The organism is Variimorphobacter sp. HTMS_6 (assembly GCF_059717775.1).
In genome coordinates this window covers 740,904-755,773 of record NZ_AP046094.1, presented here as the reverse complement: position 1 = coordinate 755,773, position 14,870 = coordinate 740,904, and the positions used below count along the sequence as shown (strand labels likewise).

The 14,870-nt window shown below is 38.3% G+C and carries 12 protein-coding genes; 1 reads left to right on the top strand and 11 read right to left on the bottom strand.

Features of this window, described 5'->3' with window-relative positions; translation table 11 throughout:
- Nucleotides 1-4: 4 nt before the first annotated feature.
- From aspS to scfA, 10 genes are all read right to left on the bottom strand, one after another.
- Nucleotides 5-1,795, bottom strand: coding sequence for an aspartate--tRNA ligase (gene aspS / locus AC6IWN_RS03375; protein ID WP_497990964.1), 1,791 nt, complete (start codon nt 1,793-1,795; stop codon nt 5-7).
- Between the two features lie 186 nt (nt 1,796-1,981).
- Complete coding sequence (locus tag AC6IWN_RS03370) at nt 1,982-2,287, bottom strand: Dabb family protein (protein ID WP_497990963.1); 306 nt, start codon at nt 2,285-2,287, stop codon at nt 1,982-1,984.
- 346 nt (nt 2,288-2,633) lie between these two features.
- On the bottom strand, nt 2,634-3,878 hold the full coding sequence (hisS, locus tag AC6IWN_RS03365; protein ID WP_497990962.1) for a histidine--tRNA ligase: 1,245 nt from the start codon (nt 3,876-3,878) through the stop codon (nt 2,634-2,636).
- 92 nt (nt 3,879-3,970) lie between these two features.
- Nucleotides 3,971-5,443 (bottom strand): coproporphyrinogen dehydrogenase HemZ, encoded by a 1,473-nt coding sequence (hemZ, locus tag AC6IWN_RS03360; protein ID WP_497990961.1) that lies wholly within the window; start codon nt 5,441-5,443, stop codon nt 3,971-3,973.
- An 80-nt stretch (nt 5,444-5,523) separates the two neighbouring features.
- Complete coding sequence (locus AC6IWN_RS03355; RefSeq protein ID WP_497990960.1) at nt 5,524-6,153, bottom strand: MBL fold metallo-hydrolase; 630 nt, start codon at nt 6,151-6,153, stop codon at nt 5,524-5,526.
- A gap of 85 nt (nt 6,154-6,238) precedes the next feature.
- Nucleotides 6,239-8,503 (bottom strand): RelA/SpoT family protein, encoded by a 2,265-nt coding sequence (locus AC6IWN_RS03350; protein ID WP_497992161.1) that lies wholly within the window; start codon nt 8,501-8,503, stop codon nt 6,239-6,241.
- Nucleotides 8,504-8,550: 47 nt separating this feature from the next.
- On the bottom strand, nt 8,551-9,075 hold the full coding sequence (locus AC6IWN_RS03345) for an adenine phosphoribosyltransferase (protein WP_497990959.1): 525 nt from the start codon (nt 9,073-9,075) through the stop codon (nt 8,551-8,553).
- Between the two features lie 242 nt (nt 9,076-9,317).
- Entirely contained in the window at nt 9,318-11,075 is a 1,758-nt protein-coding gene (gene recJ, locus AC6IWN_RS03340; RefSeq protein ID WP_497990958.1) for a single-stranded-DNA-specific exonuclease RecJ, read from the bottom strand.
- A gap of 27 nt (nt 11,076-11,102) precedes the next feature.
- Nucleotides 11,103-12,533, bottom strand: a complete 1,431-nt coding sequence (gene scfB, locus AC6IWN_RS03335; RefSeq protein ID WP_497990957.1) for a thioether cross-link-forming SCIFF peptide maturase — start codon at nt 12,531-12,533, stop codon at nt 11,103-11,105.
- Nucleotides 12,534-12,944: 411 nt separating this feature from the next.
- Nucleotides 12,945-13,085 carry a six-cysteine ranthipeptide SCIFF gene (gene scfA / locus AC6IWN_RS03330; RefSeq protein WP_497990956.1) on the bottom strand — a complete coding sequence of 47 codons (141 nt, stop codon included), beginning with the start codon at nt 13,083-13,085 and terminating at the stop codon, nt 12,945-12,947.
- Between the two features lie 261 nt (nt 13,086-13,346).
- On the opposite strand from scfA, the gene AC6IWN_RS03325 reads away from it, so the two are divergent.
- Nucleotides 13,347-14,216, top strand: a complete 870-nt coding sequence (locus tag AC6IWN_RS03325; protein ID WP_497990955.1) for a DegV family protein — start codon at nt 13,347-13,349, stop codon at nt 14,214-14,216.
- A 175-nt stretch (nt 14,217-14,391) separates the two neighbouring features.
- Here the strand turns inward: AC6IWN_RS03325 and AC6IWN_RS03320 are convergent, their stop codons facing one another.
- Nucleotides 14,392-14,598, bottom strand: coding sequence for a hypothetical protein (locus AC6IWN_RS03320; RefSeq protein WP_497990954.1), 207 nt, complete (start codon nt 14,596-14,598; stop codon nt 14,392-14,394).
- Between the last annotated feature and the right edge of the window lie 272 nt (nt 14,599-14,870).

The window sequence follows — 14,870 nt, the reverse complement described above, 5'->3', positions numbered from 1 at the left end:
AAGTTTAATTCTCCTCTTTAGAAATCTCGATGCCAAGCTCAACCAATTGCTTTTGCTCTACGACATCCGGTGCGTTAGTCATCAAACAGGATGCATCCTTTACTTTAGGGAAGGCAATAACATCACGAATACTATCTTCCTGTGCCATCAACATAATCAGACGGTCTAAGCCATAAGCAAGACCAGCATGTGGTGGAACACCGTATTTAAATGCATTTAGAAGGAATCCGAACTGTTCATACGCAGATTCCTTTGTAAAGCCGAGAACCTCAAACATCTTCTCCTGTACATCACTTTGGAAGATTCTCACGGAACCGCCGCCGATTTCAGTACCATTTAATGTAATATCGTACGCTTTTGCTCTTACTCTGCCAGGATCACTATCTAGGTATGGAATATCCTCTTCCATTGGCATTGTAAATGGATGATGCTTTGCATAAAATCTATCATCTTCTTTGGAGTACTCGAGGAGTGGGAATTCTGTAACCCAAAGGAATTTATAGTCACCTTTGTCTAATAAACCGAGGTTCTTTGCAATCTCAAGACGAAGTGCACCGAGTACTGCAAATACCGTATCGTCTTCATCTGCTGCAAACAACAGAAGATCTCCCGGTTTACCATTCATTGCATCTACTAACTGCTTTAATTCTTCCTCAGTCATAAATTTTGCAAATGAAGATTTGTAAGCTCCCTCTGCATCAATTGCAAGATAAGCAAGACCCTTTGCGCCGTAATCTTTTGCAAAAGCAACCAAAGCATCAATTTTCTTTCTTGGCATGTCTGCCTGACCCTCTGCATTAATACCACGAACAGAACCGCCATTTTGTAATGCACCAGTAAATACACTAAAGCCACAATTTTTCACAACTTCAGAAACATTCTTAAGCTCAAAGCCAAAGCGAACGTCCGGTTTATCAGATCCAAAGCGATCCATCGCCTCAGCATATGACATTCTCTGAATCGGTAGTGGAATATCAATGCCGATTGCCTCTTTAAACATCTTATGAAGTAAGCGTTCATTTACACTGATAACGTCGTCAACATCAACAAAGGATAATTCCATATCGATCTGAGTAAATTCCGGCTGTCTGTCAGCACGAAGATCTTCATCACGGAAACACTTTACGATTTGGAAGTAGCGGTCATAACCGGAGCACATAAGCAGTTGTTTAAACAACTGAGGTGACTGTGGTAATGCATAGAAATTACCCGGGTGTACACGGCTAGGAACAAGATAATCTCTCGCACCTTCCGGTGTACTCTTCGTTAACATCGGAGTTTCTATCTCTAAGAAGCCTTCCTGATCCAGAAATTGACGAGCAACATTCGCTACCTTACTACGTAATATCATATTCTTTTGAAGATCTGGTCTTCTTAAGTCCAAATAACGATATTTTAATCTTAATTCTTCCTTGGTCTTTGAATTCTCTTCAATTGGGAAAGGAGGTGTATCTGCCTCTGAAAGAATACGAAGTTCCTTTGCTCTGATTTCGATATCACCGGTAGCAAGGTTTTCGTTCACCGCACTGTTACGGGCTACTACTTCGCCCACAACAGCGATAACAAATTCACTTCTTAATTTTTCCGCCTTCTCAAAGTTCACACTGCCACAATCACTTTCTTCAAATATGATCTGAAGTAAGCCGGAACGATCTCTCATATCTACAAAGATGATACCACCTTTATTTCTACTCTTTTGAACCCAGCCCATCACAGTTACTGACTCACCAATATTTTGATTGGATACTTCGGTACATCTGTGACTTCTCTGCAAGCCCTTCATAGATTCAGCCATGTCTACATATCTCCTTTTATCTGCTAATCCTTAGCATTTCTCAAAATTCCGTTTTCAATCACACTAGTATTAAAAACGCACATTATTCATTATATTAAGGCATTTTACCCTATCTGTCCATAGCTTTTGCATGCAACTCCACAAAAAGTTGAGCTCTACGCAACTAATTTGGGGTATCTACAATGATTAATCAATTACAAAATCAAAGCAACGACGATTTTTCACAAATGGTCTTACATATTCTGTTGCAACTTTTACATGAGCCGAATGAATGGTATATGCCTTCAACGCTTCTTCACTTTCAAAAACACTATCTAAGGTAATTTCACAATCCGATGTATCCACCTGTTTATAGGATACCTGTATCGATATTATACCTTCTATCTGATTTTTTAAATTCTCTAATTCACTCTTCATTCTTTCTGCATGCTTGTAATTTTCTTCCGCAGAAAATCCATCACCATAATCCCATCCGATCACATGTTTTATCATTGTAATTCCTCCTTAATATATCCTTTAAGATTTTAAAACCATTTTATCATAGATTATAGAAAATGCAATTATGGAAGCAACCATCTATTGCAAATCCTCTTTAGTCTTCCATACGGAAATATTCACTGGACCTTCTATCAAGATACCACCTACATATCTTCATGCTCTCTACCAGAACATCTAACTGGAATGTATGATATGAAAAGAACAAGTCCAGTATGATTTTCAGTAATCAATCACATTAGCACCATTAATACAGATGACAATTGTTTTTGAGATCACAAATATTCATAAATTCCTTGTTCCATCATAATTTATCTATTTCAATTGCATTAATATAATTATTTTACAAAAACAGATCTGCTATCTTATCAAGTGCTACTTCTGTTTGATCACCAGTTTCCATGTTCTTCACTCTGGCTTTGTTATTGGAAAGCTCATCTGCACCGATGATGACGGTACTCTTTGCTCCGATTTTATTCGCATACTTCATCTGTGCCTTTACGCTACGATCCATATAATCTGTTTCTACAACAACGCCCTTGCTACGGAGCTGTTTTACGAGTTGATACGCAGATGCCTTCGCTTCCTGTCCAAGTATTCCGACATATAATTCAACTGCAGGCTCCGCTTCCAGCTCTACACCTTCTGCAGCAAGCTCATTGATAATACGCTCAATACCAAAACCAAATCCAACCGCAGGGATATCCTGTTTCTCATCAATTTCATGAATCAGATTATCGTATCTGCCGCCGCCACATAAAGTAAAGCCCTCTGCATTTACAAATTCAAATACTGTTTTTGTATAATAATCCAAACCACGTACAATTCCGGTATCGATTTCGAATGGTATATTCAGTTCAGTGAGCAGCTTTTGAAGTTCTTCAAAGTGATTTTTACATTCATCATCCAGATATTCAATTGTTCTAGGAGCATCCTTTACAATTTCCTTACAGGTCGGTACCTTACAATCGATTACACGTAGTGGATTCTTCAACATTCTCTCACGACAGGTAGGACATAATTCTTCTTCATGCTGCTTAAGGTATGCTAAAAGTGCTTCATTATAAGTTTTGCGGCAATTACCACATCCAATGCTGTTAATATGCAGCTTTGCTCCCTTCATTCCAAGTTCCTTCATAAATTCAGTCAGAAGTGTAATTAACTCCACTTCGGCTAACGGGCTGGAGGAACCAAAGAATTCAATACCAAATTGGTGATGCTGACGAAGTCGTCCGCTCTGTGGTTTCTCATAGCGGAATGCCTGGGTAAAGTAGAATATCTTCGTTGGTTGGCTCTCGGAATAAAGGCTGTTTTCCAAATAAGCACGAACTGCACCAGCTGTACCCTCTGGTTTTAAAGTAACACTACGGTTACCCTTATCCTCGAAGGTATACATCTCTTTTTGAACCACGTCAGTCGTCTCACCAACACCTCTTTGGAATAATACCGTATGTTCAAAAACAGGAGTAATAATCTCCTTTATATTATAAGCTTTACATATTTTTCTCGCGATTGCTTCAATAACGGTACGCTTGTGCATACTTGAGCCATACCAATCCTGCGTTCCTTTTGGTCTTTGAGTAATCATTGTAGTCCTCCGTTCTTTTCTGAATATTTATATAAAATTAGTTCTATTATAATAAAAATGCACCTGCTTATATGGATAATCCCCGGAAGTGCTCATATCTTAGGGTTTTCTGAAATGAAATTACGCTTTCTCATAATCATCTCATCAATTCGATTAATATAATCCGTCACACTCTTAACATTATCCACACGCTCTAACCGGTTTTCCTCATGGAATACGAACTTTGACATTCCACCCGCTCCCAGTGCAAGTATAGTCTGTTTTTCTTCCATAATCAAGATATTATAGAGACCTTCTTTTCCAAACCTAGAATACCCGATATTCTCTAGATTCTCCGCCATATTCTTCTGGCGATAGAGATAATATGGCAGATACTCATTATCCTTGGCATATTTTATTGTATCATCAAGCATCGTAGCTACCCCGGATGCCTTCATGTTATCATAACTTTCCTTTTCCGCATTCAATCTGGCGGCACGCTTAAGTGCCAACGTATGAACGGTAAGGCTTTCGGGATCCAGCTGCTTAATCTGCTGTAATGTATCTTCAACATCCTGCTCTGTTTCACCGGGTAAACCAATAATAATATCCATATTTATATTATCATGTCCGGTCTCTCTAGCCAGGTTAAATGCTTCCTTAACCTGTTCCACTGTATGATGTCGTCCGATCAAATCCAAGGTTCTTTGCTGCATACTCTGCGGATTGATTGATATTCGATCAACTCCCCATTTCTTTAGCACCTTAAGTTTTTCCCTCGTAATACTATCCGGTCTACCTGCTTCTACACAAAACTCATTTACGTGGGTAAAATCAAATTTCTCTCGAACAATTCCTATGAGACGGTCTAGTTGATCTGCCGAAAGCGTGGTTGGTGTTCCACCTCCAAAATATACTGTTGTTAACTTCTTATCCGGAAAACAAGTAGAAGCAAATTCAATTTCTTGTTCAAGTGCATTCAGATATTCTTCTACGAGACTCGAGAATTTCTCAATGGAATACGATGTAAAGGAGCAGTATAAACAAGTGCTTGGACAAAATGGAATTCCAATGTAGAGGCTATATCCGTTCTTATAATCCAATTCCTTAAGGAGCTTACGCTCTCGCTTAGCAATCAGGATACTCATATCAATTTTCTCTGTAGAGCAATTGTACTCCTTGGTCATATTTTGATATATAATATCTTCACTCAATCCCTGCTCCAACATCTCATATACCAACTTAGTAGGACGGATGCCGGTCAAGATTCCCCAAGGTAATTGTCTGGAGGTATGCTCTGAAAGAATCTTATATAGAAAGCGCTTCATCGCATTCTTAAATTGTGACTTTGTTAGCATTCCTTCAAGCAACTCGGATCGTTCTATCGTTTGTTCTTGATCGCATAGGCTGATGGTGTACCCTTCTTCCGTAAAATCAACCTTGATAAGTAACCCATACTCCGTATCAGTTACATTTTCATACTCATTATCCTTTAATACTTTTACCGTATCATTTGGATAAAATGCCTTGACCAAAGGATAAACGTCATTTTCATATGCTTTATCTGATATGATTATTTCTATCATCTATTTCCTCATTCCTGAGCTTACAATTCTTGCTTGTCATAACTAAGTGAATTAATCCCGATTAATCAGTAAATATTACCTCACAGATAGGGGTTGCGTACCTTCTCATGTCCAATGGTGGTAGGAATTCCGTGACCCGGATATACCTCAACATCGTCACCAAGATTTAACAATTTACTCTTGATTGATTCTACCAATACTCTGCCATTGCCGGTTGGAAGATCCGATCTTCCAATACATTCATAAAACAGTGTATCTCCGCTGATTAATACATTATGCTTCATAAAATAATAGCATGCTCCACCCGCTGTATGTCCCGGTGTATGAATCACTTTGATATCAAAACCGGCAAGAAGGATATCCTCCTGATCCTTTAAGAATACATCCGGGGTTAAGTTAATTCTTACTCCGGCACTTGGTGATGCATTCATATCCGGCGTGCTTAACAGTTTTTCTTCTGCTTCGTGCGCATAAATTTTTACCTGTGTTAAATCTGCCAATTCTTTTGCTGCCATTATATGGTCAAAATGACCGTGTGTGAGAAGGATGCCTTTGCACACGAGGTCATTTGATTTAATATACTCATATATTTTTTCAGCATGATCGGCAGGATCAACAACGATTGCTTCCTTGGTGGATACATTTCGAATCACGTAGGTGTTCGTCTGTACCATACCAAGAACAAGAGTTTTCATCTTTAAATCGCCCATATTGTCCTCCAATTAAAAACCTTTATTCTCGATCATATTAACAATGTAACATGATTGATCTTCATTCCAGCACATTGACAAGAAATTAGCCTGCTGTTCGTTCTATATCTATAACGCTTTCAACATTGCGTATCTTCGCAATAATTTCGTTCAAATGATCCTTACCGTTAATCTCAAATCCAACACTAATGGTTGCTGTCCCTTGCTTACTGGTACGAACGTTCATTGAGGTTACATCAATTTTATTTTCGGTAAGAACTTTTGATAAATCCACTAACACACCGGTACGATTGTTCGCGTAGATTTTAATTTCCGCACTGTATACTCCATCCGGGTTTTTACCGTCTGTAACATTCCATTCTGCATCAATCAATCGAGCACGATCCTCTTCCGAAATATTAATTACATTGATACAATCCGTACGGTGAATGGATACTCCTCGACCTCTGGTTACAAAACCGACGATCTCATCACCAGGAACAGGGCTGCAACATTTGGAAAAACGAACTGCTACATCGTGGATCCCTTCCACAACGATACCGCTCTTGGATTTCTTTGTAGGAATCTTCTCCCTCGAAATTGTTTCAAGTACATTCTCGTCCGTTATATCTTTTTTATTCTTCTTCTTATATTCCTCAACCAGCTTGTTGACAATCTGCCCTTCTTTCAAACCACCGTGTCCTACGGCGGCAAGAACAGAATCCCAATCTCTAAAACCATATTTTCTCATTACGACAGCAGTAAACTCCGGTTTGGTGATATCGGAAACCACCACACTCTTCGCCTTGCAATAAGTAATTATAAGTTCTTTTCCTCTGATGATATTGTCTTCCTTCAGTTCTGTTTTAAACCACTGGTTGATCTTATTCTTCGCTTGAGTGCTTTTTACTATTGCAAGCCAGTCTCTGCTCGGTCCCTTTGAATTCTGAGAGGTGATAATCTCGATACGATCACCGTTTTGAATTACGTAATCAATCGGCACAAGCTTACCATTTACCCTTGCCCCAACCATCTTATTGCCAACTGCGCTATGAATGCTGAAAGCAAAATCAATTGGATTTGAGCCTGCCGGTAAGGTCTTAACATCACCGGTTGGAGTAAATGCATATACACTATCGGAAAACAAGTCAAAGTCATTCTTAATAAGACTTAAAAACTCCTTATTATCAGCCATATCCTTCTGCCATTCCAGAACCTGTCGAAGCCAGGTAAGCTTCTCTTCTTCTGAATTGGCTGTACCACTTTGTCCATCCTGACCTTCTTTATACTTCCAGTGAGCAGCAATACCGTACTCGGCGGTACGATGCATGTCAAAGGTACGAATCTGAATTTCAAACGGAGATCCCTTTGGGCCGATCAACGTTGTATGCAAGGATTGGTACATATTCGGTTTTGGCATTGCGATATAATCTTTAAAGCGCCCTGGAATCGGTTTATACATCTCATGGATAACACCAAGGGCTGCGTAACAATCTTTCAAGGAATCTACAATGATTCGAACCGCGAACAAATCATATATCTGCTCTAGCGTCTTATTCTGATTTACCATCTTCTTATAGATACTAAAGAAATGTTTAATTCGACCATCTACCTGCGCTTCTATTCCCGCTTCATTAATATGGTCTCTTACTTCTTCGACAATACCCTCAATGTATGACTGACGTTCACTTCGTTTGGTAGAGATCTTCTCCGCCAAATCCTTGTAAACCTCTGGCTCCAAATATTTTAAACACAAATCGTCTAATTCGATCTTTATCTTGCTGATACCTAATCTCTGAGCGATTGGTGCATAGATATCCATCGTCTCTCTAGCTTTTTCCTTCTGCTTATGAGGCGGAACGAACTTTAAGGTTCTCATATTATGAAGACGATCGGCCAGCTTAATCAGAATAACACGGATATCCTTCGCCATAGCCAAGAACATCTTTCGAAGATTCTCTGCCTGTTGCTCTACTTTATCCATATTCAACTGGGTCAACTTTGTAACACCGTCTACTAAAAGCGCAACCTCTTCTGAGAACATCTCTGAGATCTCTTCGGTAGTAAGTACGGTATCCTCCACAACGTCATGTAAGATACCTGCTACAATACTCTCCTTATCCAGTTCCAACTCAGCAAGGATATTAGCAACACAGAGAGGGTGGATAATATAGGGTTCCCCTGATTTACGAAGCTGCTCCTTATGTGCATTATCTGCAATAAGGTAAGCCTTTTCAACCATTGTGATATCCGCGGAAGGATGGTAGCTTCTGATTTTATCAATCAATTCCTTATAAAGAATCTCCGGCGCCGTAAAATCCGCATGCACTGTTGTTGCAGGGGTTAACAGATCGTCATCAAAAAATTCCATATTCTCTTCCATGATATCACCACCCTTCATTATATTATTTATAATTATTATTTTCCTTCATATTGAATTACAGCTTCCACATCATAACCGGTTAACTTATCGCGACCGTTTAATCCCTTTAATTCCATTAAGAATACGATTTTAACCACTTCACCGCCTAAGGATTCAATCAATTTTGTGATTGCTTCAATAGTACCGCCGGTTGCTATCAGATCATCAATAATTACTACTTTCTGACCCTTCTTGATTGCATCCTTGTGCATCTCGATTGTTGCTTTGCCGTATTCTAAGTCGTAATCCATAGAGATTGTCTCACATGGTAATTTACCTTTTTTACGGATTGGAATAAATGCCTTATTTAAATTATAAGCGATCGGAACGCCAAAAATGAAACCTCTTGACTCAGGACCTAACACAACATCAAAATCTACTCCGTCTAATAACTCCTGCATCTGATCAATTGCCATCTTTAATCCATCTTTATCTTGTAATACGCTGGTAACATCTCTAAATACAATACCAGGCTCCGGAAAATCCGGAATACTTCTAACATAATCTTCTAAATGTTTCATTTTTTAACCATGCCTTTCTCAATGTAATTATCATTATTCTATCGTAAACCATCGCTTATTCAAATTATACCCGGTTACGGTATGTATATTTACGCCGAATTTCGGATTTATTTTGCATTTATAAAATCATTCTCTCTTATAGATGACTATTATATCATCATAATTAATCATCCGTAAAGAATATTTATCCTAATAAAAGCAAAAATTGATGAAATGTGACAATTTGCACATTATATATTATGCTAACGATAATTCGTTATCATAAGCTGAATCGTCCTAAATCCATTATATTCGTTGATTTTCGGGAAATAAGTAATCGATATCAAAGCCTTACTTCCTCTTCCCGTTTTCATTCTATCCGCTTCGTCACTTCCATAAGTATTGCCAATATAATCAAAAAACCGAACAACATCTCCAAAATAGATCCCATCCATTTCTCTTCCATATTGGTTTTCTAGTCGAAAACGGATTCCGCTTGCATTCTTCCCAATAATAAACGCTGACTTAATTTTAATGTTCTTCTCTGCAAATAGCGGCTTTTCATTCCCTTTGCCAAATGGCTCTAACTGCTGCAACTCCCTTATCAAACTCTCATTCACATATCCAAGAGGAAGATGAATATCGATAGTAACTTTTGGGATCAACATCTCTTCAGTTAATAAGGTATTGTCATTTAAGGTTCTCCTTAAAGGCTCCAGATTCTCCATTAACAAAGAAAACCCTGCTGCCATTGGATGTCCGCCCATCTTTAAGAATAAGTCCCTGCATCTTGAAAGCTCCTCAAACATATTATATTGTTCAATAGAACGACCGGAGCCCTTGATACAGCCTTCCGCCTCAGTTAAAACCAAGGTTGGTTTATTATAACGCTCCCTGATTCGCCCTGCAATAATTCCGGCTATGCTTTCATGACAATCCTCCAGATATACAACCAATACTTTATCTTGACCCAAATCACTTCCATCAATTAATCGTATCGCCTTTTCCACGTTTTCTGCGGTCATGTTTTTACGAATCTCATTCAGATTTCGTACCTCTTCCGATAATCGCACCGCCTCTTCCAGAGAATTCGATAGCAGAAGTTCCAACCCTTTCTTCGCGGTGTCAAGTCTTCCGGAAGCATTCAAGCATGGCCCAATCACAAAGCCCATATGAAAGGTATTAAGCTGCTCCTTATCAATGGCACTAGCCTCCATTAATGCAATAAGACCCATATTTTTGGTCCGTTTTAATAACTCCAGTCCGTACTTTACAATAATTCGGTTTTCATCCACCAAATCCATCACATCACAGATTGTTGCAATCGCTGTGTAGGATAAAAGCTCCTCGAGTAATTCAGCTTTATCTGCCTCGTCCAAGTATTCTACCAAGGCCACACAAAGCTTGTAGGCAATTGCTGCTCCACAAAGACCTTCGAAGGGATACGTACATTCAGGTTGCTTCGGATTGATTATTGCATCTGCACTCGGAAGAATGCAATCCCCATCCTCTGACATGACAAGACTGTGGTGATCGGTTACAATTACCGTCATCCCGAGTTCTTTTGCAAGAGTAATCTGTTCAATCGCCGCTATCCCGTTATCGCAGGTTATCAGGGTGTCTATGTGTTCATCATATGCCGCTTTTACAATATTGACATTGATTCCGTAGCCATCCTTTATGCGATCCGGTATCTCATAATCGACATAAGCTCCCAACTCAGAAAACGTACGATAAAGGATAAAGGTAGATACCACTCCATCCACATCATAGTCTCCAATGATACGAATTCTTTTCTTCTGTTTGATTTTCTCTGACAATATCTCACAGGATAATTTCATATCCTTTAATAATAGAGGCGGATATAAGTTTTTGATGTCAGGGTTTAAAAATGAACGGATTGCGTCCGGTTCCTCTATCCCTTTATTCACTAAGCACCGTGCAATCACTTCACTGACTCCGCAATTTGTTACAATGCTGTTGAAATCTGCTTTTTTATTTTTGATAACCCAGTTTTCCATTGCGCCTCCATGTGCAACAACTTTTCTCTATTCATCCATGCTCTCGGCTGCTTTTAGCATGATAGAGCATTCCACACGTTTTTTTTGTAACTCACAGCCAATATCATAGGAACCATTGATATCATTTTGGAACTTAAAAGAGTTTGCAGCACAACCACCGCTACAATAGAATTTTGCAAAGCAATCCTTACATTTGTCTTTGGAATATACATTGCAAACCTTAAATTCTTCTCTTAATTCTGCCTTCTTTACCCCTTCAAATACATTTCCCATCAAGAATTCATCGATACCAACGAATTGATGGCAAGGATAAAGATCACCCCAAGGTGTCACAGCAAGATATTCTGTACCTGACCCACAGCCGGACAGACGTTTTGCAACACAGGGGCCTCCCGTCATATCAATCATGAAATGGAAGAAATTAAAATTCTTTCCTTCCTTCTTGCATTCCAGCATATATTTCGCAAGTTTATCGTATTCTTCAAATAATACCGGTAAATCTTCTTCTGTGATTGCATAAGCATCCTCCGGCATCGCAACTACCGGTTCCACCGAAATCTGTTTAAACCCTAATTCTGCTAGATGAGAAACATCATCTGCAAAATCCAGATTATTATGAGTGAAGGTTCCTCTTACATAATAGTTCGTCTGATTTCTACTATCTGCAAATTTTTTAAACTTCGGTACAATCAGATCATAGCTACCCTTGCCATTACGGCTTGGTCTCATTCGATCATTTACCTCTTTACGACCGTCAATGCTTAATACCACATTGCTCATTTCTTTATTCGCAAATTCCATGATGTCATCATCAAGTAATACTCCGTTCGTGGTAAGTGTGAAGCGGAAGTTTTTATTATGAACCTTCTCTAATTCACGGCCGTATTTCACTAAATCCTTAACCACCTGAAAATTCATCAATGGTTCCCCACCAAAGAAGTCTACTTCAAGATTTCTTCGATTGCCTGATTGTTCTATCAAGAAATCAAGCGCTTTCTTACCAACCTCATAGCTCATCAATTCACGATGCCCCTTGTATTCACCCTCTTCCGCAAAGCAATATCTGCAGGCAAGGTTACAATCATGTGCAATATGTAAACAAAGTGCTTTTACAACGGTAGATCGTTGCTTAAAGTCTTTAATATAATTCTCATACACATCCTTGGTAAACAAAGCACCACTCTCTTTGAGTTCCTCTACATCTGCAAGCACCTCACGAACTTGACGTTCTAGTGCTTCAGGATTTAAGGCATCATTTCCTTCTTCTTCATCTAACGAGATAAGTGATTTATTCTCCGGACGACTATATTTCTCTACCATGGAACTTATGATATTATTCTGATCATGCTGTTCATACATCTCAATGATGTCATAAGCAAGATCATCAACCACATGAACCATTCCACTATTCACGTCTAGTACTATATTAAAACCGTTATTTTTAAACTGGTGAACCACGATAATTCCTCCTTAAAACTGCCGACTTGTATCCAGTCGGAATACGATTAATAAGTTAATATTATCCATTAACATGATGATATATTGCATAAGTTTGTGCCAAAAATTACGTTGGTACAAACTTCGGAGGTGAGTTATTCATTTTAATAATTCACGTTATCCTCAACATGCCTACCTATCATATTTTTCAAAACAACGAATAGGACTGTCTTATATATTTTCCGAATAATCCTAGCAACGAAAAATAATATAAGGCAGCCCCAAACCATTCTTTAGACTAACTGGAGAAACACGTTTTCTCTTCACATAAATCGAAAGGCGCCTCAAGTTGACTAGCATCTTAAGACACCTTCATCATCGTTCAAATCATATAACCAACGAACCAGATTACGTGTTCTATGTACGAATTATCTATTTGTTCTCACAGCTCTGATTACCAACTGTACAAGATGTCTTACATGCTGACTGGCAGGATGTTTGACATTCTCCACAACCACCTTTTTTTAAAGTATCTTTCAGGTTTCTTGTGTTTAATGTTTTGATATGCTTCATTGTTTTGCCTCCTTAGCCTCAATTAACTTTTTGTATTATAGCATATGTATATGCATAAGAAAAGTGTTTTTTGCAATTCTATCATTAGGAAATATGATTACATTTCCATGGATATCTTGGAAAATGTATTGATACATGTAATCATAGTATGGTATAATTTATGATGTCGTTATGAATACTACATTCTTCTATTGTATATTCATATCAGCGTACTTTGCAGAACTTATGAAATCACTTTATATAGAAAGGATTGAGTGGCTTATGAAAAAATATATTATCACAACAGATACCACCAGTGATTTACCACAAGAATATCTGAATCAACATAACATTACCTTATTGCCGCTATATTACAGCATTAATGAAACAGTTTACGGCGAGGAAAATGCACTTGAACCAAAGGAGTTTTACCGTATTATGCGCGATGGTGCTATGCCTACCACGATGGCCGTTAATCCTGACACTGCAAGAACTGTATTTACGAATTTTACTGAACAAGGATACGATATTTTACATATCGCCTTCTCCTCCGCTCTTAGTGGAAGCTGTTCCGCTGCCTCCACCACTGCAAGAGAGCTTAACGAAGAACTACCGGATGCAAAAATAATCGTAATTGATTCTCTGTGTGCTTCCCTCGGAGAAGGTCTGTTGGTCCATAAAGCAGTACAATTAAAAGAAAGTGGTAAGACAATTGATGAAGTGGCAGAGTGGCTTGAGAACAACAAGTTAAATCTATGCCATCTATTTACCGTAGATGACTTACATCATCTACACCGCGGTGGCCGTGTATCCAAGGCATCTGCTATCATTGGAACATTGATCAATGTAAAGCCTGTTCTTCACGTGAATAATGAGGGAAAATTGCTTCCTTTAAATAATGTAAGAGGTAGAAAAAAAGCTTTGACGGCGTTAGTGGACTTAATGGAGGAAAAGGTAAAAAATTATAAAGAAAAAAATGATATTGTATTTATTAGCCACGGCGATAGCTTAGAGGATGCTCAGTTTGTTGAAAATCTTATCAAAGAGCGCTTAGGAATCGCCAACTGCCTGATTAGTATGATCAGCCCAACCATCGGCTCACATTCGGGACCAGGAACGATTGCCTTATTCTTCATGGGTAGTGAACGATAATTCGATATTACTTCTTACCAATACGAGTCGGTCGTATAGCAAACTTCATTGGACAATATATTATTTATTAAAACAGGATGTCTGTATCCAAGGTTAAACCTTTTATACAGACATCCTTTTATAAATCCGCTATATTTAATATAAATTCGTAGTCCCTTAATTACTCATTTGATCTTTATTGAAACGATCCCCCATTATGAAGATTACTTACCACTTCAGTAACTCGGTTTTTTGCTTCTTCTCCTGTTGTTGAGCTTTTTATATAGTCTATCATTTGTTTTTTATTATTTTCCGGCATATTAACAAAACTGGACATTGCTTTCATATCCATAGCCAATCGGAATCCGAGACCTTCCGGAAGTTGTTCATTAACAAGACTCATAACCTGCTCCTTTCTTAAAATTCACAGTATATTGTAAACTTTAATTGTGATAATTCGATACAGGTTTATTATCTGATTAATGCTTCACTTTTATGTGATATAATTCTTCCTTTTTCTTCAAAATTAACGAACGTCAATATGCAAAAAATAATTGATGAATAAGAATAAAGAAACATATTTCATAAGCAACACGCTTTCGCTTGTATGAAGTACGTAGTGGTACATAAGAATACAAACTACGTGTTCTAAGTACCAAAGACTTCATACAGTTG

What these genes read in the sequence shown, in the direction of transcription:
- aspS (WP_497990964.1), bottom strand. Translation starts at nt 1,795, where the DNA reads ATGGCTGAATCTATGAAGGGCTTGCAGAGAAGTCACAGATGTACCGAA.
- AC6IWN_RS03370 (WP_497990963.1), bottom strand. Translation starts at nt 2,287, where the DNA reads ATGATAAAACATGTGATCGGATGGGATTATGGTGATGGATTTTCTGCG.
- hisS (WP_497990962.1), bottom strand. Translation starts at nt 3,878, where the DNA reads ATGATTACTCAAAGACCAAAAGGAACGCAGGATTGGTATGGCTCAAGT.
- hemZ (WP_497990961.1), bottom strand. Translation starts at nt 5,443, where the DNA reads ATGATAGAAATAATCATATCAGATAAAGCATATGAAAATGACGTTTAT.
- AC6IWN_RS03355 (WP_497990960.1), bottom strand. Translation starts at nt 6,153, where the DNA reads ATGGGCGATTTAAAGATGAAAACTCTTGTTCTTGGTATGGTACAGACG.
- AC6IWN_RS03350 (WP_497992161.1), bottom strand. Translation starts at nt 8,503, where the DNA reads ATGGAATTTTTTGATGACGATCTGTTAACCCCTGCAACAACAGTGCAT.
- AC6IWN_RS03345 (WP_497990959.1), bottom strand. Translation starts at nt 9,075, where the DNA reads ATGAAACATTTAGAAGATTATGTTAGAAGTATTCCGGATTTTCCGGAG.
- recJ (WP_497990958.1), bottom strand. Translation starts at nt 11,075, where the DNA reads ATGGAAAACTGGGTTATCAAAAATAAAAAAGCAGATTTCAACAGCATT.
- scfA (WP_497990956.1), bottom strand. Translation starts at nt 13,085, where the DNA reads ATGAAGCATATCAAAACATTAAACACAAGAAACCTGAAAGATACTTTA.
- AC6IWN_RS03325 (WP_497990955.1), top strand. Translation starts at nt 13,347, where the DNA reads ATGAAAAAATATATTATCACAACAGATACCACCAGTGATTTACCACAA.
- AC6IWN_RS03320 (WP_497990954.1), bottom strand. Translation starts at nt 14,598, where the DNA reads ATGAGTCTTGTTAATGAACAACTTCCGGAAGGTCTCGGATTCCGATTG.